Annotated in this window: 18 protein-coding genes; 13 read left to right on the plus strand and 5 right to left on the minus strand. The window is 64.8% G+C overall.

Annotated elements, in window-relative coordinates:
- Window positions 1-61: 61 nt before the first annotated feature.
- The 3 genes from F758_RS0135820 to F758_RS0135830 are packed head-to-tail and all read left to right on the plus strand — an operon-like array spanning window position 62 to window position 3,188.
- Window positions 62-2,113: an FUSC family protein gene (locus tag F758_RS0135820; RefSeq protein WP_024512368.1), complete on the plus strand. Its 2,052-nt coding sequence runs from the start codon at window positions 62-64 to the stop codon at window positions 2,111-2,113.
- On the plus strand, window positions 2,110-2,319 hold the full coding sequence (locus tag F758_RS0135825) for a DUF1656 domain-containing protein (protein ID WP_024512369.1): 210 nt from the start codon (window positions 2,110-2,112) through the stop codon (window positions 2,317-2,319). Before F758_RS0135820 ends, F758_RS0135825 begins: the two co-directional genes overlap by 4 nt.
- Window positions 2,316-3,188 (plus strand): efflux RND transporter periplasmic adaptor subunit, encoded by an 873-nt coding sequence (locus F758_RS0135830; RefSeq protein WP_024512370.1) that lies wholly within the window; start codon window positions 2,316-2,318, stop codon window positions 3,186-3,188. Before F758_RS0135825 ends, F758_RS0135830 begins: the two co-directional genes overlap by 4 nt.
- A 129-nt stretch (window positions 3,189-3,317) precedes the next feature.
- On the opposite strand, the gene F758_RS0135835 is transcribed toward F758_RS0135830, so the two are convergent.
- The 3 genes from F758_RS0135835 to F758_RS0135850 form a co-directional block, all read right to left on the minus strand.
- Entirely contained in the window at window positions 3,318-4,559 is a 1,242-nt protein-coding gene (locus F758_RS0135835; protein WP_024512371.1) for a dienelactone hydrolase family protein, read from the minus strand.
- Window positions 4,560-4,969: 410 nt separating this feature from the next.
- Window positions 4,970-8,173, minus strand: coding sequence for an efflux RND transporter permease subunit (locus tag F758_RS0135845; protein ID WP_024512373.1), 3,204 nt, complete (start codon window positions 8,171-8,173; stop codon window positions 4,970-4,972).
- Between the two features lie 42 nt (window positions 8,174-8,215).
- The gene (locus tag F758_RS0135850) at window positions 8,216-9,460 is read right to left on the minus strand and encodes an efflux RND transporter periplasmic adaptor subunit (RefSeq protein ID WP_024512374.1); all 1,245 of its coding nucleotides are present in this window, start codon (window positions 9,458-9,460) and stop codon (window positions 8,216-8,218) included.
- A gap of 98 nt (window positions 9,461-9,558) precedes the next feature.
- Here F758_RS0135850 and F758_RS0135855 point away from each other — a divergent pair, with 98 nt between their 5' ends.
- A complete protein-coding gene (locus tag F758_RS0135855; protein WP_024512375.1) occupies window positions 9,559-10,158 on the plus strand; it encodes a TetR/AcrR family transcriptional regulator in 600 nt (199 codons plus the stop codon).
- A 239-nt stretch (window positions 10,159-10,397) separates the two neighbouring features.
- Window positions 10,398-11,429 (plus strand): LLM class flavin-dependent oxidoreductase, encoded by a 1,032-nt coding sequence (locus F758_RS0135860; protein ID WP_024512376.1) that lies wholly within the window; start codon window positions 10,398-10,400, stop codon window positions 11,427-11,429.
- Window positions 11,430-11,447: 18 nt separating this feature from the next.
- Here the strand turns inward: F758_RS0135860 and F758_RS0135865 are convergent, their stop codons facing one another.
- Window positions 11,448-12,062: a TetR/AcrR family transcriptional regulator gene (locus tag F758_RS0135865; RefSeq protein ID WP_024512377.1), complete on the minus strand. Its 615-nt coding sequence runs from the start codon at window positions 12,060-12,062 to the stop codon at window positions 11,448-11,450.
- On the opposite strand from F758_RS0135865, the gene F758_RS0135870 reads away from it, so the two are divergent.
- The 8 genes from F758_RS0135870 (at window position 12,048) to F758_RS0135905 (ending at window position 20,731) form a co-directional block, all read left to right on the plus strand.
- Complete coding sequence (locus tag F758_RS0135870) at window positions 12,048-12,377, plus strand: hypothetical protein (RefSeq protein ID WP_245286692.1); 330 nt, start codon at window positions 12,048-12,050, stop codon at window positions 12,375-12,377. The two genes, F758_RS0135865 and F758_RS0135870, sit on opposite strands and share 15 nt — an antisense overlap.
- An 11-nt stretch (window positions 12,378-12,388) precedes the next feature.
- The gene (locus F758_RS0135875; protein WP_024512379.1) at window positions 12,389-13,081 is read left to right on the plus strand and encodes a PspA/IM30 family protein; all 693 of its coding nucleotides are present in this window, start codon (window positions 12,389-12,391) and stop codon (window positions 13,079-13,081) included.
- Window positions 13,082-13,092: 11 nt separating this feature from the next.
- Entirely contained in the window at window positions 13,093-13,371 is a 279-nt protein-coding gene (locus F758_RS0135880; protein WP_024512380.1) for a YiaA/YiaB family inner membrane protein, read from the plus strand.
- 108 nt (window positions 13,372-13,479) lie between these two features.
- A complete protein-coding gene (locus F758_RS0135885) occupies window positions 13,480-16,884 on the plus strand; it encodes an acyl-[ACP]--phospholipid O-acyltransferase (protein ID WP_024512381.1) in 3,405 nt (1,134 codons plus the stop codon).
- A gap of 225 nt (window positions 16,885-17,109) precedes the next feature.
- Window positions 17,110-17,580, plus strand: coding sequence for a MarR family winged helix-turn-helix transcriptional regulator (locus F758_RS0135890; RefSeq protein WP_024512382.1), 471 nt, complete (start codon window positions 17,110-17,112; stop codon window positions 17,578-17,580).
- Window positions 17,581-17,583: 3 nt separating this feature from the next.
- Window positions 17,584-19,641, plus strand: a complete 2,058-nt coding sequence (locus F758_RS0135895) for an FUSC family protein (RefSeq protein WP_024512383.1) — start codon at window positions 17,584-17,586, stop codon at window positions 19,639-19,641.
- Window positions 19,638-19,847, plus strand: a complete 210-nt coding sequence (locus tag F758_RS0135900) for a DUF1656 domain-containing protein (RefSeq protein WP_024512384.1) — start codon at window positions 19,638-19,640, stop codon at window positions 19,845-19,847. Before F758_RS0135895 ends, F758_RS0135900 begins: the two co-directional genes overlap by 4 nt.
- A complete protein-coding gene (locus F758_RS0135905) occupies window positions 19,844-20,731 on the plus strand; it encodes an efflux RND transporter periplasmic adaptor subunit (protein WP_024512385.1) in 888 nt (295 codons plus the stop codon). The genes F758_RS0135900 and F758_RS0135905 overlap by 4 nt, the downstream gene beginning before the upstream one ends.
- A 4-nt stretch (window positions 20,732-20,735) precedes the next feature.
- Here F758_RS0135905 and F758_RS46835 read toward each other — a convergent pair whose 3' ends face one another.
- Window positions 20,736-21,644, minus strand: a complete 909-nt coding sequence (locus F758_RS46835) for an alpha/beta fold hydrolase (protein WP_024512386.1) — start codon at window positions 21,642-21,644, stop codon at window positions 20,736-20,738.
- Between the last annotated feature and the right edge of the window lie 32 nt (window positions 21,645-21,676).

Genomic DNA, 21,676 nt, shown 5'->3' on the forward strand with positions numbered 1-21,676 from the left:
TGCCGAGCATTGAAAGCCGGGTCACTATGTCTGGTGCGGCGCTGTCAGAGGCGATCCGGCCATGACCCAGGACAGGCCTTTCCTGGTCCGCCACGCGGACCTGATTTTTGCGCTCAAGACGTTCGGCGCCGCGATGCTCGCCCTGGTCATCGCGCTGTGGCTCAACCTGCCGCGGCCTTATTGGGCGATGGCCAGCGTCTACATCACCTCCCAACCTCTCGCCGGCGCGACAAGCTCGAAGGCGGTCTATCGATTGATCGGAACCTTCGTCGGGGCCGCCGTCTCCGTCCTCATGGTCCCCAACCTCGTCAACGCGCCGGAATTGCTGTGCCTCGCGGTGGCGGCTTGGGTCAGCCTGTGCCTCTACTTCTCCCTGATGGATGGGACGCCCCGCAGTTATGCGTTCATGCTGTCGGGCTATACGGTCGCTATCATCGGATTTCCCGCCGTCTCCGACCCCGGCAACATTTTTGATGCCGCGGCTGCACGCGTCCAGGAAATATCGCTCGGCATCATCTGTGCGAGCCTGATCTCTTCCACATTCTTTCCGCGCGGCATCGGCGCGGCGGCCTCCGAGCGGCTCGGCTACTGGCTCGCGACCGCCCGCGAATTGTCGCGGGAGGCGCTTGCGGGAGCCGGCACCAGCCGAGAGCAACGCTTGCAGCAACTGCTGAGGGAGGCGGTCGAGCTGGAGACGCTGCAGGTCCATCTCGCCTATGACCGGCTCACCGACGTCAACACCGCGCAGGCACTGCGCATGCTGCGGCCACACATGCTGTTGCTGCCGGCCATCCTTGCTTCGATCAATGACCGGATCACCGCGCTTGGTCCGCGCCTGCGGACGGATTACCCCGGCCTCGCGCGCCTGTTCGACGAGATCTCGGCGTGGATTGTCGACGACAGGGGCGCGCCGCAAGCGGCGCGGGAATTGCAGGAGAAGATCGAAGCACAGCGGCCGCGGCTCGGCACCGGCTCCGGCTGGGATCAGATCCTGATCACCAGCCTTCTGATCCGTCTGCAAGAATTGGTCGATCTCCTGCAGGACTGCCGAGCGCTCGGCCCGGCCGTCGCGCAAGGCACGAATCCCTCGCGCGTCGGCCTTCAGTTCAACCCGGAGAGCGGTGTTGCGGAGACACGTTATCGCGACCGCACGCTCGCGATGTGGTCGGCAGCCGGCGCGGCGGCCGCCATTCTTCTGTGCTGCGCGTTCTGGATCGGCACCGGATGGCCGGATGGCGCATCCGCGCCGATGATGGCCGCTGTCGGCAGCTCGATCTTTGCCTCGCAGGACGATCCCACCGTCGGCATTCGCCGCTTCGGCGTTTGGGCGGCTGTCGCGATCATTATCGTCGCCGTCTATCTGTTCGCCTTGCTGCCGCCGATCTCGACGCTCGAGGCTCTCATCGCGGTGCTGGCGCCGGCTTTCATCCTGTTCGGCTATCTGATGGCGCGCCCCGCCACGACATCGATCGGAACTTCGCTCGGCGTGAACGCCGCAACCCTGATGGCGCTGCAATCCGCCTATGCGGCCGATTTCGTCGCCTTCGCCAATTCGTCAATCGCTTTCATCATCGGCATCGTCGCCGCCATCGTGGTGACGCGGACGGCGCGCTCGGTCGGAGCGGAATGGATCGCGCACCGCGTGCTGCGCGCGGGCTGGGTATCGCTCGCCGTGGCGGCGGAACACCGCGGCAGGCGCGACAGGGCGAGCTTTCTCGGTGCCATGCTGGGCCGCCTCGACCAGTTGGTGCAGCGGCTCGCCGCGATTCCCGAGATCGCTCGTCGCGACGTCGACAACCTCAGCCAGCTCCGTGTCGGCCTCAACATCATCGACCTGCGCCGCGCCCGCCACCACCTCTCGCCGACCAGCTTGCATGCAATTGACCGCATGCTCGATCGCCTGGCCACGGCGTTTCGCTCGCATTCGGAAGGGCCGATGCCTCGGAGTTTGCTGTCCGACATCGACGCCGCGTTGGCCGCGACCGTCGATGATCCCGGTGCGGCTGCGAACGAAGACGCACTGCTCGGTCTCGTCGGGATTCGCCGGGGCTTGTTCCCGGACTCACCAGCCTATGGGACCCATTCTTCCCTATCCGGGCAGCGCGTCGCATGAGGCAGGACCTGAACATCTACGGTATCTATGTCCCCGCCCTGCTGCTGGAGCTCGTGATCACCTATGCGCTGTCCATGCTGGTGTCGCGGCTGTTCGTCCGCCTCGATCTCTATCGGCATGTGTGGCATCGCGCCCTGTTCGATCTCGCCATTTTCGTCTGCCTGCTCGGCGGCGTCGTCTATTTCTCTTCGGAGTTTCTGTCGTGAAGAGCATGCTCGCGTCTTTCCGCCGCTTCGCGATCACCGGCATCGCCGTTGTTGCCGCCGTGGCGGTCGGCTACCGCCTGTGGGTCTATTACATGGAGGAGCCGTGGACGCGGGACGGACGTGTCCGCGCCGATGTCGTCGTGGTGGCGCCGGATGTATCGGGCTTCGTCACCGAGGTGCTTGTCCACGACAACCAGCCGGTCCATCGCGGCGACGTGCTGTTCCGGATCGACCGCGCGCGGTTCGAGCTGGCACTGCGGCAGGCCGAGGCGGTCGTCGCGGGAAAGCGCGCTTCGCTCGACCAGGCGAACCTGGATCTCAAGCGCTATAGCGCGCTGAGCACCGATGCGGTTTCGCAGCAGAAGCAGGAGGAAGTTCGCGCGACGCAGCTTGTCGCACAGGCTTCTTACGACCAGGCCGTCGCCGATCGCGATCTCGCCCAGCTCAACCTCGACCGCAGCGAGGTCCACGCGTCAGTCAACGGCATCATCACCAATATGGATCTGCGTCCGGGCACCTATGTCACCGCCGGCAAGGGCGTGATGGCGCTGGTCGATACCGACACACTGCGCGTCGAAGGCTATTTCGAGGAAACCAAACTGTCCCGCATCCGCGTCGGCGACCCCGCGTCGATCCGCCTGATGGGCGACAACACCCGCCTGGCGGGACGCGTGGAAAGTATCGCGGCCGGCATCGAGGATCGCGACCGCACCGCCGGCAGCAATCTGCTCGCCAACGTCAATCCCACCTTCAACTGGGTGCGGCTGGCACAGCGCGTGCCCGTGCGGATCGCGCTGGAAAACGTGCCGCCCAACACCGTTCTCGTGTCCGGCCGCACCGCCACCGTCGAGATCCGTCCCGCGACGTGACGTCAATCTGCTCGGCGGCGCACAGGCGATGGCCGGGGTTTGAAGCGGAAGAGGCGCGATCTTTGGATCGCGTGCTATCGGCGGCGTCATGCAAAGCAAAGAACGGGCGCCGTCAAGCCCAACGCGCGATTATCCGGCCGCTTTCGGTGCGCTCTCGGCCCAGCGCGCCATCAATGTGTTTGACGGCAAGGACTCCTCGACCAGCTTCTTGGCGGTCTCCACGCCGGCCACGGGCAGTTTTGCCGGATCGAGCAGACCGATCTGCACCAGCACCGAGGCCTGATCCCAATAGATGTGCTCGTTGTAGAGCTTGTCGCCGCGGAAGCGAACGATCGCGACCAACGGTATCTCGACATATTTGCCGGTCGGCGGCACGCCCGGCAGCATCCAGTCGATCTCGATGTCATGAGTGAAGCAGAACAGCATCTCGTCGACGACGCGATCGGCGCCGATGGTGCGCGAGATCGGGATCAACCTGGTGTCTTTCGGCGTCTTCGGGATGAAATGGTGCTTGTAGAAGCGCAAGAGATCGCGGTAGCCGACGCCGCCGGTCATGGTCGGGATGTGATTGACATAGGGCTCCGCCACCATGGTCTCCATGGTTGCTTCGGCTGACCGCGTCGCGAATTCCAATTCGGTATGCTTGTCCCACAACGAGGAGAGGTCGTAATGCGGACCCAGCACCTTGCGGAACAACGCGATCGAGCGCGAATGCGCCATTAAGGTCGCCGGCTTGTTGAAGCTGGCCCGCTCCGGCGCCGCGAAGGCATGATCGCAGCCGGGATAGAGATAAAATTCGATCTCGGGACGGCCGGCGAACGCCGCCATCACTTGTGCCCGCGCTTCGGCCGGCGCGAAGCGGTCGAGCTCGGCAAAGTGAAACACCATCGGGCATTTGATATTGGCAGCGTCCCCGATGTCAGCCTCGATGCCGACACCGTAGTAGCTGACCGCGCAATCCACATCGGTGCGCGCGGCGACGAGATAAGCGAGCTTGCCGCCCAGGCAGAAGCCGAGCGCGCCGACCTTTCCGGTGCATTCGGGACGGTTCCGCAGCGCCTTCAGCGCATCGGCCGCATCCTTGATCGACCGATTGGCATCGAAGCGCTGGTAATAGTCCATTGCCTTGGCGACATCAGCCTCGCTGTAGCCGAGCTCGATCCCCGGCGCCATGCGCCAGAACAGATCCGGCGCCAGCACGACATAACCCTCCTCGGCGTAATAATCCGCCACGCTGCGCATCGAGGCGTTGATGCCGAAAATCTCCTGCAGCAGCAGGATCCCCGGCCCGGACCCCGATGCGGGAATGGCGAGATAGCCTTTGAAGTTGCCGCCATCGGCGGCGTTGATGTCGATCCACTGTCCCGCCATCGCCTCGGCCTCCTTGTCTTGCAGGTAACGTTCGCAACCGCGCCATCACTCCTTTGAGCATGATCCCTCGGGTCAAGCCCGAGGGCAAGCTTTTCGGAAAGCCGCTACGTTGGCAAACTTGTACGGCCAGGCAACGCGGGTCGCGATCGCGTGCCGGCATCAGCCGCGATTGCTGCCCGCGCAATCGCCTTGCGCATCCGGCACGGATGCGCACGAACATCTGCGGACAAGAGCGGCGGCGCTCGCGAAGCCGTGACGGGCAAGTTCGGTTTCCATGATCCGCCACGGCATCGCTCTCACAATCCCTCGGACAGTGCGAAGCGTGCCCGCGCGATCATGGATCGTCTCACGCGCTCTCCTGCACGCCCGCGCGAAGATCGTCCCGAGTGAGCTCGGGACGCGCCTGCCCCTCACTCCGCCTGCTGCATGTGCACATGCCCGCCCGGCGCAATCGGCGCGGTGCTCGCGGCGTGATGCGTCAGCGGCTTCATGCCGGTGACGGTGCGCAGGAGCACGTAGAACACCGGCGTCAGGAACAGGCCGAAGATGGTGACGCCGATCATGCCCGAGAACACGGCCACCCCCATGGCGCGCCGCATCTCGGCGCCGGCGCCGGTCGAGAGCACCAGGGGCAACACGCCCATGATGAAGGCCATCGATGTCATCAGGATCGGGCGCAGCCGCAGGCGGCTCGCCTCGATCGCGGCGCGGACCGGTGAATGCCCGGCAAACTCCAGCTCACGCGCGAACTCCACGATCAGGATCGCGTTCTTCGCGGACAGGCCGACCAGCACGATCAGGCCGATCTGGGTGAAGATGTTGTTGTCGCCCTTGGACAGCCACACGCCGAACATGGCGGCAAACAGCGCCATCGGCACGATCATGATGATCGACAACGGCAGCACGAGGCTTTCATAGAGCGCTGCCAGCACCAGGAACACCAGCAGGACGCAGAGTGGGAAGACCCAGATGCCGGAATTGCCCGCGATGAATTCCTGATAGGTGAGGTCGGTCCATTCGAAGGCAAAGCCGCGCGGCAGCGTTTCGGCCGCGATGCGCGTGGCTGCCGCCTGCGCCTGTCCCGAGGAATAGCCCGGCGCCGCGGCCGCATTGATGTCCGAGGACAAAAAGCCGTTGTAGCGGATGGCGCGTTCAGGTCCCGCGCTCTGCCTGACCTTGAGCAGCGCGGAGAGGGGGATCATGTCGCCGGATGCCGAGCGCACCTTGAGCTGGCGGATGTCGTCGGCCCGCGCGCGGAACGGCGCGTCGGCCTGGACATAGACCGAATAGGTGCGGCCGAACTTGTTGAAGTCGTTGACGTAGTAGGAGCCGAGATAGATCTGCAGCGTGTTGAAGACGTCGGTGACGGGCACCCCGAGCTGCAGCGCCTTGGTGCGGTCGATGTCCGCGAAGAGCTGCGGGACATTGACCTGGTAGCTCGAGAACAAGCCTGCGATCTCAGGGGCTTTCGCCGCCGCCGCCATGAAGGCCTTGGTCGCGTCGTTCAGCGCGTCATAGCCGAGCCCGGCGCGATCCTCGATCTGCAGCTTGAAGCCGCCGATGGTGCCGAGGCCGTTGACCGGCGGCGGCGGGAACATCGCGATGAAGGCTTCCTGGATCTTGGCGTATTTCTTGTTCAGCGCCGCCGCGATCGCGGGGCCGCTGAGCGAAGGATCCTTGCGCTCGTCGAAGGGCTTCAAGGTCGAGAACACGATGCCGGCGTTGGATGAGTTGGTGAAGCCGCTGATCGAGAGGCCGGGGAAGGCCACCGAGCTTTCGACGCCCGGCTGGGTCAGTGCAATCTCGCTCATCTTGCGGATCACTTCCTCGGTGCGATCAAGCGTCGCGCCGTCCGGAAGGCGCGCGAAGCCGACCAGATATTGCTTGTCCTGCGCGGGCACGAAGCCGCCCGGCACCTCTTTGAATAAGAAGCCCGTCGCGGCGGCGAGTACGAGATACACGCCGAGGACGGCGAGCTTGCCGGAAATCACGCCCTTGACGCTGCCGCCGTAATTTTCCGATGCACGGGCAAAGGCGCGATTGAACCGGCGGAAGAACCAGCCCAGCGCGGTGTCGAGCAGCCGGGTCAGCCCGTCCTTCGGATCGTGATGGCCTTTCAAGAGAAGGGCTGCGAGCGCCGGCGACAGCGTCAGCGAGTTGACCGCCGAAATCACCGTCGAGATCGCAATCGTCAGCGCGAACTGCTTGTAGAATTGGCCGGTCAGCCCGCTGATGAAGGCGAGCGGCACGAACACCGCAACCAGCACCAGGGCGATAGCGATGATCGGTCCCGACACTTCCCGCATCGCCTGGTAGGTCGCATCCCGCGGCGAGAGCCCGGATTCGATGTTGCGCTCGACGTTCTCCACCACGACGATGGCGTCGTCGACCACGATGCCGATCGCGAGCACGAGGCCGAACAGGCTCAGCGCGTTGATGGAAAAGCCGAACGCATGCATCACGGCAAAGGTGCCGATGATCGAGACCGGCACCGCAAGCAGCGGAATGATCGAGGCTCGCCAGGTCTGCAGGAACAGGATCACCACCAGCACGACCAGCGCCACCGCCTCCAGCAGCGTATGCACCACCGCCTCGATCGAGGAGCGCACGAACTGGGTGGGGTCGTAGACGATGCGGTAGTCGACCCCTTCCGGCATGTTCTTTTTGATCTCCGCCATGGTGGCGCGGACATTGTCGGAGATCTGCAGCGCGTTGGAACCTGGCGACTGGAAGATCGGGATCGCCACCGCCTGCTTGTTGTCGAGCAGCGAGCGCAGGCCATATTCGGAGGCGCCCAGTTCGATGCGCGCGACGTCGCGCAGGCGCGTCACCTCGCCCTGCGGGCCGCTTTTCACCACAATGTCGCCGAACTGCTCTTCGGTCGAAAGGCGGCCTTCGGCATTGACCGAAAGCTGCAGATCGATGCCCTTGACGCTCGGAGAGCCGCCGACCACGCCGGCGGCGGCCTCGACGTTCTGCGCCTGGATCGCTCTCACAATGTCATTGGCCGCGAGGTCATGTTCGGCGGCCTTCTGCGGATCGACCCACACCCGCATCGAATAATCGCCCGCGCCATAGAGCTGAACGTCGCCGACGCCGTCGATCCGCGCCAGGCGGTCCTTGACGTTGAGGACGGCATAATTGCGCAGGTAGGTCATGTCGTAGCGGCCGTTCGGCGACAGCAGGTGCACCACCATGGTGAGGTCGGGCGAGCTCTTCTTGGTGATGATGCCGAGCTGACGCACGACATTCGGCAGCCGCGGCTCGGCCTGCTGCACGCGGTTCTGCACCAGTTGCTGCGCCTTGTCGGGATCGGTGCCGAGGCGGAACGTCACCGTGAGCGTCATGGCGCCGTCGGTGGTCGCCTGGCTGCTCATGTAGAGCATGTTTTCGACGCCGTTGATCTGCTCCTCGATCGGCGTGGCGACCGTCTCGGCGATCACCTTCGGGTTGGCGCCGGGATAGGTCGCGCGCACCACGACCGACGGCGGCACGACGTCGGGATATTCCGAGATCGGCATCGCCACCAGCGAGATCAGGCCGGCCAGGAAGATGAGGATCGACAGCACGCCCGCAAAGATCGGGCGGTCGATGAAGAATTTGGACAGATTCATGATGCTGGCGCGCGCTCGCGCGAAACCCTGTTGAACGGTTGATTAGCGCCGGACGACCTGCTGGTCGCCATCGGCCGCGGCCTCTCGCAGGCCGCGCGCGCCCATGTCGGCGACTTCGGTCTTCAGAAGCGCGCCGGGACGCACACGCTGCAACCCGTTGACCACGATGCGATCGCCCGGTTGCAGGCCCGAGGTGATGATGCGCAGGCCGTCGGCGCTGCCGCCAAGCGTGACGGAGCGATATTGCGCGCGATTGTCCGCGCCGACCAGCATGACGAATTTCTTGTCCTGATCGGTGCCGATCGCCCGCTCGTCAACCATCACCAGCGTCTGCTGGTGCGGCTGGCCCATGCGCAACCGCGCGAATTGACCCGGGATCAGGCGGCCGTCGTCGTTCCTGAAGACGGCGCGCACGCGGATCGTGCCGCTCTGCGCGTTCACCTGGTTGTCGATGAGCTGGATGTGGCCTTTGGCGGTTACCCCGTCGGAAGTGTTCATCTCGACCGGAATCTGATCGAGATTGCCGCGCTTGCCTGAACCGTCAGCGATCGCGCTCAGCGCGCGTAGCACGACATCCTCATCGGCATCGAAGCTGGCATAGATCGGGTTGATCGACACCAGCGAGGTCAGCACCGGCGAGGTCGGCCCGGCCGCAACGAGGTTGCCGACGGTCACTTCGATCTTGCCGACCCGCCCGTCCACGGGCGCCCGCACCTCGGTGTAGTCGAGATTGAGCTTTGCCGTTTGCAGCGTCGCCTCGGCGGCCTTCACGTTGGCGACCGCTTCGCGATTGGCATTGTCACGCTGATCGAAGTCCCGGCGGGTCACGATGTTGTCGCCGACAAGCTGGCGGCCGCGCTCGACTTCGGATGTGGTGAACACCACGCGCGCCTTTGCCGCCTCGAGCTGAGCCTCGGCCTTCTCCACCTCGGCGAGATAGGGCGCGGGATCGATCTTGAACAGCACGTCGCCGGCCTTCACCAGAGCCCCTTCGGTGAAATTGGTGGACAGGATGGCGCCGGCGACACGCGGGCGGAGCTCGACGCGGTTGATGGCCTCCAGCCGCCCCGAAAAGTCGTCCCACAGCGTGGTCTGACGCGGCTCGACCACCGCGACCGTCACGTCGACGGCCGGCTCGGGTGCGGCCGCGGTCGTCGTGGCTTGCGCTGCGAAGAAATAGCGATTGGCAAGCACCGAGCCGGCGAGGATCACGGCCCCGGCGATGGCCAGCCCTGAGAAAACGCGTCGAAAACGGCTCGGATGGGGGATAACGGCGGCTGGGGGCATTTTCGCTCTCCAATTTGTAATGTTCGCTACAAATGTGGAGCTAGACCCCGCCCGTCAAGGTGCTTATGTAGCAAATATTAAAAAATGGAGGAAGCCCCATGGCCATAGGACGCCCGCGGGCCTTCGATGCCGACAAGGCCTTGGACGAAGCGATGGAAGTGTTCTGGCGGCACGGCTATGAGGGGGCGACCATTGCCGAACTCACCGCCGCGATGGGAATAAATGCTCCGAGCCTTTATGCCGCGTTCGGCAGCAAGGAAGGGCTGCTGAAAGCCGCGCTCGACCGATATAGCGGCAAGCGTGCGGCTTTCATGCAACACGTGCTGGATGCGCCGACCGCGCGCGAAGTCGCCAGACGCCTCTTGTTCGGCACGGCAGACCTGCAGACAGATCCCGCCAATCCGCCCGGCTGCCTCTTGGTGCAGGGCGGTCTCGCCTGCGCCACCGGACACGAGAACGTGCCGTCCGAACTGGCATCGCGTCGCGCCGACAACGAGGAGCTGCTGCGCGAGCGCTTCAAGAAAGCCAAGGCGGATGGCGACCTCCCGGCGACTGCCGATCCCACAGGCCTGGCGCGTTATCTCTCGGCGCAGACGGCGGGAATGGGCGTGCTGGCGGCTTCCGGCGCAGATCGCCGTGCCTTGCGGCAGGTCGCTACGCTGGCCATGAAGGCATTCGACAGCGCGTCCGGCGCTTAAGTTTTACCTCATCTCCGCTCGGGAGAGGGTGAGACCGACCTCGCGGACAGATGATTGGAGCAGTTTGGCGTTCGCGGCCAAGCCACGCACTTGGCTCGAGCAGAGACCGGCGAGCAAAATGCGAAACAATTCGTTTCGTGACGCGAGCTTGCCCGACCGCGAGGCGCCATTAATTGTGGCGTGTTTCAAGCCACAAAGCCTTATCACGCCTGCAGGACCAGGCTCAGTGAGATGCAATGATGACCACACCGCTGGAATTTGGATTAGACACCTTTGGCGACGTCACCAGAGGTGAAGACGGCGCGCTGCTGCCGCATGCGGAAGTCATCCGCAACGTCGTCGAGGAAGCGGTGCTGGCCGACGAGCTTGGCATCCACTTCATCGGCCTCGGTGAGCATCACCGCGCGGATTTTGCGATCTCCGCGCCTGAAGTCGTGCTGGCGGCGATCGCAGCGCGTACCCGGCAGATCCGGCTCGGCTCTTCGGTGACGGTGCTGAGCTCGGATGATCCGATTCGCGTATTTCAGCGCTTTTCCACCATCGATGCGGTCTCGAACGGCCGCGCCGAGGTGATCCTCGGCCGCGGCTCCTTCACCGAATCCTTCCCGCTTTTCGGCTTCGACCTGCGTCAATATGAAGAATTGTTCGAGGAGAAGCTGGACCTGTTCGCCGCGCTGTTGAACCAGGGGCCGGTGACCTGGCAGGGCAAGCTGCGCCCGCCGCTCAAGGATCAGCTCGTGTTTCCGCCGATCCAGCACGGCCGCCTGAAGACCTGGATTGGCGTCGGCGGCAGCCCGCAGTCGGTGGTGCGCGCCGCGCATTATGATCTGCCGCTGATGCTCGCAATCATCGGTGGCGACCCCAAGCGCTTTGCGCCTTTCATCGATCTCTACCACCGTGCCTTGAAGGAGTTCGGCCGCGAGCCGAAGCCGCTCGGGGTGCACTCGCCCGGCTACATCGCCGAGACCGACGAGCAGGCACGCGAAGAATTATGGCCCGACTACAAGATCATGCGCGACCGCATCGGCAAGGAGCGTGGCTGGCCGCCGATGGGGCGTGACGAGTTCACCAATGAAGCCGATCACGGCTCGCTCTATGTCGGCTCGCCGGAAACCGTGGCGCGCAAGATCGCCGCCAGCGTGAAGGCACTCGGGCTGACGCGCTTCCAGCTCAAATATTCGGCAGGGCCGCTTCCGCACCAGAAGCTGATGCGCAGCATCGAGCTTTACGGCCGCAAGGTCGTGCCGCTGGTGCGCGACATGCTGGCATAGCGCCGTTGTAGCAGCCCGTCAGGGAGCGACGCCCAAACCAGCCAAATAAGTGTCGACGAACTGCGCCACCTGCCGGCGCAGTTTTTCCGGCGGCACCGCCACCATTCGTTCCTCCAGGCCGAGCGAGATGATGCCGTGCACGGCGGAGAACATCATGCGCGCCTGAAGCGCGATATCGGCGCCGTCACGATCGGGCATCAGGCGGACGAGCGGGTCATGCATCAGCGCGAAGGCGCGCATCACCATGAGCAGGATGTCTTCCGGGAACGGACAGTCGTCCTCCATGCGGTGCTCGTAGAGGGAGCGCAGCAGATTGGCGTGCTCGGTGAAAAAGGCGAGATAGGTTTCGGCCAGTCCGTGGAGCTGACGAATCGGGTCGTCCTTCGGCACGGCATTCAGCCGCACCGCGAGCGCCTCCACCGTCTCCCGGTTCACGGTGAGGATCAGGCCGTCGAAGTCCCCGAACTCATTATAGACGCTGCCGATCGAGCAGTCGGCGGCTTCGGCCACGTCCCGAACTTTCAATGATCTCAGCCCTTTAGCGGCAATTATGGCGCGGGCGGTCTCGAGCATGAGCGCGCGCCGGCGGCTCTTTTTCTGCTCGCGCAAAGATTCTTCTTGAACATTGTTCATTTTTGTGATATCCATTTTGAACAATGTTCATTTAGTGCGGAGGCACCGAAAATGCAAACCCTCGCTTTGGAGATCGCGACCACCTTTGTGGACGACGCGGCGGCCCTCGTGACCGGTGCTGGCCGCATCATCATCCGCCTTGCGACGGCGCCGATCGAACGCCTCGCCAGTGCCTGCGATGTCGCTGGCGTACTGCCCCGCGCAAAAAGCAAGGATGCCGCATCGATCACATGCCACGAAGGCCTCGCTGCGCGACGCCAGCGTCGCTGGCGCAACTGCCTGTTTCCACTGCGCTCGCTCGGCGACTTGACCTGACGGAGGCGGCGATGCGCAAATTCCTCGAACGCCTGCTTGGCCTGCTCGCTGATCTGCCGGGGCAAGGCCCCTCCGCATTAGCGGGCCTGGAGCGCGCGATCGCGGCCGCGCGGCACGCGCACACCGCCGCCCGGCGCGCGCTCGCCATCGCCATGGCGGAGGAAGCTCGAGAAGCCGAGCGGCGTGCCGCATTGACGGCGAAAGTCAGCGCACTGGAGCAACGCGCCGTGCAGGCGCTGCGTGCCGGCCGCGAGGATCTTGCCACGCAAGCCGCGGAAGCGATCGCCGCGATGACCGCGGACGTCGATGCTTCGAAGCAGGCTTCCCAACGTTTCGCCGCCGAGGTGGCGCTGGCCCGACGTGAGGTCGATGCCCAGCGCAGACGCTTGTCCGATCTCGATCGCGGCCGGCGCCTCGCCAGGATCGGCACCGCATTGAACGCCGCGGCGCCCGCTTCGCGCAGCGGCGTCGACAGCTTTGCAGAGGCGGAGGCGGCGCTGGCCCAGGTCGTTGCCGACAATCAGGACGCCCGCTTCGTGCGCGAAGAAATGGCGCCGCCGGCGGAACAACTCATCGAACGCATGGCAGATGCCGGTCTCGGCGACCCGGTCCAGGTCCGCGCCGCCGACGTTCTGGCGCGACTTCGCAGCGCCGCCGGACTGCCCGTAATCCCTCTCCTCGAATCCACCTCAAACGCTCAATAAGGGAGCAAACCATGTCCCAGCCCCTGACTCATCTGGATCGTCCCACCGGCGCGTGGGTCAATTTCTCCTACATTTCGTTCGCCGCGTCCGTGCTCATGGTCGGCGGCGGCATCTTCGCGCTGCCGCTCGATTGGTGGGTCCGGGCCTATTTCGCGATGGGAATGGCGATGGTGGTACAATCGGCATTCACGCTCGCGAAAACCGTTCGCGACCTTCATGAGACCAACCGCATGATCAACAGGATCGAGGAAGCCAGGACCGAGAAACTGTTGAGCGCCGAAAGAGCCTGAATCGAGCGGCGTTAATGCCTTATTGTTCATCGCGGCTCACGCATCTTGCAACTCGATTAACGCAATGGCAATTCCAAGTTGCTCGGCCGAGAAAAGACAGGACCAGTCATGATCAAGCAGTTGATGTCCTCCCGCCGGTTCGCCCCACTGTTCTGGGCGCAGTTCTTTTCCGCACTCAACGACAACGTCCTCAAGAACGCGCTCGTCATCATCCTGCTTTATAGCGCGACCGTCGGGCACGGGGACGCATTGGTGACGGTTGCGGGCGCGGTCTTCATCTTCCCGTTCTTCATCCTGTCGGGGCTCGGCGGCGAGCTCGCGGATAAATATGTGAAATCGATCGTCGCCAGGCGGTTGAAATTCACCGAGATCTTCGCGGCCTGCTTCGCCGCCGCCGGCTTCTTCCTGCACTCGGTGCCGTTTCTGTTCATCGCGCTCGCGCTGTTCGGGATCATCGCGGCGCTGTTCGGCCCGGTGAAATACGCGATGCTGCCCGACCAGCTCACGGTCGGAGAGCTTGCGACCGGCAATGCGCTGGTCGAAGGCGCGACCTTCCTTGCGATCCTGCTCGGCACCATCGCCGGCGGGCAGTTTGTTGCGGGATCAACGCATATGGGACTGGTGTCGTCCGCCGTCGTGCTGCTGGCGCTGCTCTCCTGGGCCTTCGCGTCCCGCATCCCGGTGACTCAACCCTCCGCCGCCGGACTTGCCATCACCGCCAATCCGTGGACCTCGACCGTCCATTTGCTGAAGACGCTTTATGCCGCGCCGCGGCTGTGGGACGGCATGATCATCGTCTCCTGGTTCTGGCTGGTTGGCGCGGTCGTGCTTTCGCTGCTGCCTGCTCTGGTCAAGGAGACGATCGGCGGTACCGAAGGCGTCGTCACGCTCTGTCTTGCGATCTTCGCCATCGGCATCGCGGCCGGCTCGCTGTTTGCTGCGCATTTGTCTCACGTCCGCCCCAATCTCGCGCTGGTGCCGATCGGCGCCATCATCATGGGGATCGTCGGTCTCGACCTCGCTTGGGCGATCAGGCAGACGACGCGCGGCGCTGAGATCACGCCGGCCGGCTTCGCCACCTCGCTCGGCGGCTTCCGTATGCTGGCCGACTTCGTCATCTTTGCCTTCGGCGGTGGCCTTTTTGTCGTTCCCTCCTTCGCGGCCGTCCAGGCCTGGTCGGAGCCGTCCGAGCGCGCCCGCGTCATCGCTGCCGGCAACGTGCTGCAGGCCGGCTTCATGGTGGTCGGCTCGCTGTTCGTTGCGCTGCTGCAGGCGCAGGGGCTGCCGATCGCCTGGATCTTCTTTGGCCTCGGCATCGCCAGCTTCGGCGCGGTCTGGTTCGTGCTGAGCAAGTGGGGCAAGGAAGGCGTGCGCGATTTCGGCGCGCTGTTATTCCGCGCGCTGTTCCGCACCGAAGTGCGCGGGCTGGAGAACCTGCCGCCCGCGGGCACCCGCATGCTGATCGCGCCCAACCATGTCAGCCTGATCGACGGACCGCTCTTGCACGCGATCTTGCCGATCGATGCGAGTTTTGCGGTCGACAGCGGGATTGCGAAAGCCTGGTGGGCCAAGCCGTTTTTAAAGATGATCCGGCACTACACCATGGATCCGACCAAGCCGCTCGCTGCGCGCGAGCTGATCAAGCTGGTTGCCGCGGGCGAGCCGGTCGTCATCTTTCCGGAAGGCCGCCTCACCGTTTCCGGCTCGCTGATGAAGGTCTACGACGGCACCGCGATGATCGCAGACAAAGCCGATGCGGTGGTCGTTCCCGTGCGCATCGAGGGCGCGCAGCGCTCGCACTTGAGCTACTTGCGAAACGGGGAGATCAAGCGCGCCTGGTTTCCCAAGGTGACGATCTCGATCCTGCCGCCGGTGAAATTGTCGGTGAACGATGCTCTCAAGGGCAAGGCGCGGCGCAACGCCGCCGGTGCCGCCCTGCAGGACGTGATGATCGACGCCATCGTCAAGACCGCGCTGCTGGACCAGACCCTGTTCCAGGCGCTCGCGCATGCCTATCGCGATCGCGACACCGGCAAGGTCGTGATCGAGGATCCGCTTGGCACCAAACTGACTTACCGCAAGCTGATCACCGGCGCGCAGGTGCTGAGCCGCAAGCTGGAGACTGGAACGGCTATCGGGGAGAATGTCGGCGTGCTGCTGCCGAATTCCGCCGGCGTCGCCGTCGTCTTCATGGCACTGCAGACCATCGGCCGCGTGCCGGCGATGCTGAATTTCTCCGCGGGTCCCATCAATGTGCTGGCGGCGATGAAGGCGGCGCAGGTCACGACGGTTTTGACCTCGAAGGGCTTCATCGAGAAGGGCAAGCTGGACAAGCTGATCGCAGCCATCTCGGCGGAAGCGAAGATCATATACCTCGAAGACATCCGCGCGACCGTCGGCCTCGCCGACAGGCTGCGCGGTCTTCTCGACGGCACCAAGCCGCGCGTGGTCCGCGACGCCAACCACCCGGCGGTCGTCCTGTTCACCTCGGGGTCGGAAGGCACGCCGAAAGGCGTGGTGCTCTCTCACCGCAACATTCTCGCCAACGCGGCGCAGGCGCTCGCGCGCGTCGACGCCAATGCCAACGACAGAGTGTTCAACGTGCTGCCCGTGTTCCATTCCTTCGGACTGACGGGCGGCATGATGATGCCCCTGCTCGCGGGCATTCCGATCTACATGTATCCGTCGCCGCTGCATTACCGGATCGTGCCGGAATTGATCTATCAGACCGGCGCCACCATCCTGTTCGGCACCGATACGTTCCTCGCCGGCTATGCGCGCTCGGCGCACGCCTATGACTTCCGCACGCTGCGTCTCGTGCTTGCCGGCGCCGAAGCGGTGAAGGATCGCACCCGGCAGATCTATATGGAGCGTTATGGCGTCCGCATCCTCGAGGGCTATGGCGTTACCGAGACCGCGCCCGTGCTCGCCATGAACACGCCCATGGCAAATCGGCCGGGCACTGTGGGGCGCCTGTCGCCGCTGATGGAATATCGCCTCGATCCCGTGCCCGGCATCGACGATGGCGGGCGCCTCTCCGTGCGTGGCCCGAACGTGATGCTGGGCTACCTGCGTGCGGAGAATCCCGGCGTGCTGGAGGCGCTGCCCGATGGCTGGCATGACACCGGCGACATCGTCAGCATCGACGAGGCCGGATTCATCACCATCAAGGGGCGCGCCAAGCGCTTCGCCAAGATCGCCGGCGAGATGGTGTCGCTGTCCGCGGTGGAAGCCATGGCTGCGACATTGTGGCCGCAAGCGATCTCGGTCGCCGTCTCGGTCCCCGACCAGCGCAAGGGCGAGCGCATTGTGCTCCTGACCACGCAGAAGGAGGCGGACCGTGCCGCGATGCAGCGGCAGGCCAAGGCGACAGGCGCATCCGAGCTGGCGGTTCCCGCCGTGATCCAGGTGGTCGACAAGGTGCCGCTGCTCGGCTCCGGCAAGACCGATTACGTCGCCGCCACCGCCCTCGCCCGCGAGATCGCGGCGCCGACGGAACGGGAAGTGGCGTGAGCCGCGGATCACCCGCCCCGCCGCCATCGGCGATCGCGTTCCTGTCGGGCCAACGCCGCGTAAAGAGCCGCAGGCGGCGGCGCATGCCCCCCGAGAACTTGTTTCCGGCCGACGGCGGGAACGCGGGCTGAGCACGCCCCGTTCCTGATCGCTTTTTCGTGAGGTTCGGGCAAATTTGCGACCCATTCCATTGTATCCTAATCGTTAGCATCCTATCTAATTGGCATGGTTCTTTCTCAAACAACGATCCATGCCGAAATGGGTTTGCTGATTGCACGGCTGGCGCGCCTGTGGCGGCGCGAAGCCAATCAGGCGCTCGCCGACCACGGGCTGTCCGAGGCCACCGCGCTTCCGCTCCTGGTGCTATCGCGGCGGGGCAAGCTGGTCCGCCAGGGCGTGCTTGCCGAAGAGATGGGCATTGAGGGGCCGTCGCTGGTCCGGCTGATCGACCTGTTGCAGGCCGAGGGCCTCGTGGAGCGCCGCGAGGACCCGACCGACCGCCGCGCCAAAATCCTGCATCTCACGGCGACGGGCGAGGCCAAGGCCAATGAGGTCAACCGGGTCCTGCGCCGAGTTCGCGCGTATCTCCTGAAGGACATCGGTAGCGACGAGCTTGTGACGACATTCGAAGCCCTGCTGAGCATCGAACAGCGGGCCAACCGGTTGCGCGAAGCCGCAGAGGCCGCGGAGGCTTGAGCCGTGCGTTCCGATCAGTCTTTCCTGGTCCGCCATGCGGACCTTATTTTTGCATTCAAGACCTTCCTGGCGGCGTCTCTGGCGCTCGTCGTCGCGCTTTGGATCGACCTGCCGCGCCCCTATTGGGCGATGGCGACTGTGTACATCGCCTCGCAGCCGCTGGCGGGCGCGACGAGTTCGAAAGCGTTCTACCGCGTGCTCGGGACATTGATCGGCGCGACGGTTACCGTCGCCCTCGTTCCCAACCTGGTCGACGCCCCCGAACTGCTTTGCCTTGCCGTCGCGCTCTGGGTCGGCTTGTGCCTCTATTTGTCGCTGCTCGATCGTAGCCCGCGCAGCTACGCCTTCATGCTGGGCGGATATACGGTCGCCCTGATCGGTTTTCCCGCCGTTTCCGACCCCGGCAGCATCTTCGATACCGCGCTGGCGCGGGTCGAGGAGATCTCGCTCGGCATCATCTGCGCGACCCTGGTGTCGACCATCGTGCTCCCGCGCAGCGTCGCGCCCGCGGTCGCCGGCCGTGTCAACAATTGGCTGTCCGACGCAAGGCGCCTCAGTCAGGACGTGCTCGCCGGCCGCGGCGACGAGCCGGCGCATCGGGCGCAGCGCCTGCGGCTTGCCACCGACGCGGTCGAAATCGACGCGCTTGCCGGTCATCTCGCCTATGATCCGCTCGCGGATGCAAACGCGGTGCGCGGCCTGCAGGCGCTTCGCCTGCACATGCAGATGTTGTTGCCGCTCCTCGCCTCCATCACCGATCGGATCGCCGCGCTTGGCGACCGCCTGCGGACCTGCTCGCCACAATTGCCGCGACTGCTTGATGATCTCCGACGCTGGCTTTCGTTCAGTGCCGGCGAACCGCAACCGGCCGCGACGCTCCGCACCGCGATCGCCTCGCTGCAGCCGAAGCTCGATGCCCAATCCTCCTGGGATCAGATCACGGCGGCAAACCTGCTGATACGATTGCGTGAGCTCCTCGATGTGTCCGAGGATTGCCGCGCGCTCAACCGCGCCATTGCGAATGATGAGGACGTATCCCGCCTGCAACTGGCGTTCCGGCCCGAGGCCGGCGTTGCGCCGGCGCGACATCGCGACCACGCCCTGGCCTTGTGGTCGGGCGCGGGCGCGGCCATCGCCATCCTGATCTGTTGTGCCTTCTGGATCGCGACCGGCTGGGTGGACGGCGCATCGGCGCCAATGATGGCGGCGGTCGGCTGTTCCTTTTACGCCGCGCAGGATGATCCCGCGCCCAGCATCCGCAGCTTCGCCTGGTGGTCGCTGGCTTCGATCGTCGTGGTTGCGATCTATCTGTTCGCTATCATCCCTGGAATTTCCAAGATCGAGGTGCTGATCGCTGCGCTGGCGCCGACCTTCATCCTGTTTGGTTACCTGATCGCCCGGCCGCAGACGGCCTTTGCCGGCATGCCGCTGGCCGTGAACTCGGCGACCCTGCTGGCGCTGCAATCGAACTACGACGCGGATTTTGCGACTTACGCCAATTCGGCGATCGCGTTCCTGCTCGGCATGGCGGCGGCTGCGGTCATCACCAGGCTCGCCCGATCGGTTGGAGCCGAGTGGGTCGCGCGTCGCCTGATGAAGACCAACTGGACGACGCTTGCGCTCACGGCCGAGCGGCGCGGCCAGAACGACCGGGCCCGCTTCTTCGGTGTGATGCTTGATCGCCTCGGCCTCTTGGTCCAGCGCTTCGCCGTCATCCGCGAGGTCGATCGCCGCGATGTCGACAGTCTGACCCAGCTCCGGGTCGGCCTTAACATCATCGATCTGCGCCGCGCCCGCCACGAGCTGACGCCGGCAACACTTGCTGCGATCGACGACATGCTGGATCAGCTTGCGCTCGCCTCTCGCGCGCATGTGTCCGGTCCGCTGCCGGAGGAGCTGCTCGCACGCATCGATCGCGCGCTGGCGGAGGCGCTCAACGAGCCCGAAAGCGAGGCGAGGAAGGACGCGCTGATCGGCCTCATCGGCATCCGGCGCGGACTTTTCCCGCAAGCCTCGGCCTATCGGCCTCAATCGCCCAATCCGTGGAGTCTCGCCGCATGAGATATGAAATCGATATCTATGGCGTGCTCGCGCCCGCGCTCCTGCTGTGGCTGGTCGTCGCCTATGCCTTAAGCGCGCTGCTGCGCCGGAGCGTACGCAAAACGGGTCTCTACTGCCTGGTCTGGCATCCCGCGCTGTTCGATCTGGCGCTGTTCGTCTGCCTCCTCGGAGGCGTTGTCTATCTGTCTTCGGAGTATCTGTCGTGAAGAAGCTTTTCGCCCTGCTTGGCCGCCTTGCCGTCACAGGCATCGCCGTCACAGCGGCTGTCGTGGTCGCGATTCATCTGTGGGGCTACTATGTGGACGCACCCTGGACGCGCGACGGCCGTGTGCGTGCCGATATTGTCCAGATCGCGCCTGACGTATCTGGTCTGGTCACCGACGTGCTGGTGCACGACAACCAGAAGGTCCGTCGCGGCGACGTCATCTTTCGCATCGACCGCGCCCGCTTCGCGCTCGCTTTGCAACAGGCCGATGCCGTCGTCGCGAGCCGCCGCGCGGCGCTGGATCAGGCCAACAGCGATTTGAAGCGCTACCGCGCCTTGACCACCGACGCCGTCTCCCAACAGAAGAAGGAGCAGGTGCTGGCGACGCAGCAGGAAGCCCAGGCCGCCTATGATCAGGCGGTGGCCGACCGCAATCTCGCCCAGCTCAATCTCGATCGCAGCGAGGTGCACGCACCTGTCAACGGCACGATTTCCAACATGGACCTGCGTCCCGGCACCTATGTAACGGCCGGCAAAGGCGTGATGGCCCTGGTCGACAGCGATACGCTGCACGTCGAGGGCTATTTCGAGGAAACCAAGCTGCCGCGTATCCACGTCGGCGACGAGGTCAGAATTCACCTCATGGGCGACAGCGGCCGCTTGACCGGGCATGTGGAGAGCATCGCCGCCGGCATCGAGGACCGCGACCGCGCCGAGGGGACCAGCCTGCTTGCCAACGTCAATCCGACCTTCAACTGGGTGCGCCTGGCGCAACGCGTCCCCGTGCGCATCGCGCTCGATCGTGTTCCCGAGCATACCGAGCTCGTGGCCGGCCGCACTGCGACCGTCGAGGTGGTCGGGTCGCCGGGCAAACAAACGCTCTAAATGCTCAGCCTGCGGCCGCAACATGCTTCTCGATGATGCTGGCGACGCGCACCGGCGTTTCCAGCATCGAATAATGACCGGCATCGTCGATCATCTCGAAGCTCACCTGCGGGTAAGCGGCGGCGAACGCATTGTGCGAGGCCTCGCCGCGATAGAACGGGATGTCCTGCGCCCCGTTCACCACATGCAGGGGCGCGGCGAGCCGCCTCGTGTCGTCGGTGATGGACTCGGTCGTGAACATCTTCAGATAACCGCGCATTGCCTCCACCGTGGCGGCCTCGCGCGCAATTTTGAGCTTGCGCGTGAGCCAGCCGGCGCCATAGCGGTTGGAGGTGCGGGCCGTGATCGCGCGCGCGGCCGCCGCGTCCTCGTCGATCACGGCATTTAACGCCTTCATCGCCGCCTCGTCGGCGTGAAAGCCCGTCGGCGGCACCGGCGAAAACAGCGTCGCACTCTGGACGCGGCCTGCAGCCTGCAGAGCGATCTTCTGCGCGACGAGGCCGGACATCGAATGCCCGATCAGGTGGAAACGGGAGAGCGCGAGCTTATCGGCGGCCCGCAGCACATCGGCGGCGGCTTCATCGAGCGTGTAGCTGCCGCTCATCGCGCGTGACCAGCCATAGCCGCGCAGATCCATGAACACCAGGGTATGACGGGCGAGATCGAAATAGGGCAGCGCCGGCTCCCAATTGACGTGGTCGCCAAGCCATTCGTGCAGTACCACGCAGACCGCAGGACCCTTGCCGATGCGGCAGTAGCCGAGCCTGTCGGCCACTGCCAATTGCGGCTCCGGCCAAGGGGGCGGCGGCACAATCACGCTCGGCTTGGCTGCTTCTTCCGCGCCAGCCGGCGCGCCCACGATAGCGGCAGTGGCACTCCAACCCAGCACCTTCAGGAGATTGCGACGCTTCATGTGATTCCTGCCCTCGATACGGCTTCGATGGC

Origin of the sequence: Bradyrhizobium sp. ARR65 (assembly GCF_000472385.1) — a bacterium.
Lineage (GTDB): Bacteria > Pseudomonadota > Alphaproteobacteria > Rhizobiales > Xanthobacteraceae > Bradyrhizobium.

Coding starts and splice junctions, on each gene's coding strand:
- F758_RS0135820 (WP_024512368.1), top strand. CDS start 62: ATGACCCAGGACAGGCCTTTCCTGGTCCGCCACGCGGACCTGATTTTT.
- F758_RS0135825 (WP_024512369.1), top strand. CDS start 2,110: ATGAGGCAGGACCTGAACATCTACGGTATCTATGTCCCCGCCCTGCTG.
- F758_RS0135835 (WP_024512371.1), bottom strand. CDS start 4,559: ATGGCGGGACAGTGGATCGACATCAACGCCGCCGATGGCGGCAACTTC.
- F758_RS0135845 (WP_024512373.1), bottom strand. CDS start 8,173: ATGAATCTGTCCAAATTCTTCATCGACCGCCCGATCTTTGCGGGCGTG.
- F758_RS0135850 (WP_024512374.1), bottom strand. CDS start 9,460: ATGCCCCCAGCCGCCGTTATCCCCCATCCGAGCCGTTTTCGACGCGTT.
- F758_RS0135855 (WP_024512375.1), top strand. CDS start 9,559: ATGGCCATAGGACGCCCGCGGGCCTTCGATGCCGACAAGGCCTTGGAC.
- F758_RS0135860 (WP_024512376.1), top strand. CDS start 10,398: ATGACCACACCGCTGGAATTTGGATTAGACACCTTTGGCGACGTCACC.
- F758_RS0135865 (WP_024512377.1), bottom strand. CDS start 12,062: ATGAACAATGTTCAAGAAGAATCTTTGCGCGAGCAGAAAAAGAGCCGC.
- F758_RS0135875 (WP_024512379.1), top strand. CDS start 12,389: ATGCGCAAATTCCTCGAACGCCTGCTTGGCCTGCTCGCTGATCTGCCG.
- F758_RS0135880 (WP_024512380.1), top strand. CDS start 13,093: ATGTCCCAGCCCCTGACTCATCTGGATCGTCCCACCGGCGCGTGGGTC.
- F758_RS0135885 (WP_024512381.1), top strand. CDS start 13,480: ATGATCAAGCAGTTGATGTCCTCCCGCCGGTTCGCCCCACTGTTCTGG.
- F758_RS0135890 (WP_024512382.1), top strand. CDS start 17,110: ATGGTTCTTTCTCAAACAACGATCCATGCCGAAATGGGTTTGCTGATT.
- F758_RS0135900 (WP_024512384.1), top strand. CDS start 19,638: ATGAGATATGAAATCGATATCTATGGCGTGCTCGCGCCCGCGCTCCTG.
- F758_RS46835 (WP_024512386.1), bottom strand. CDS start 21,644: ATGAAGCGTCGCAATCTCCTGAAGGTGCTGGGTTGGAGTGCCACTGCC.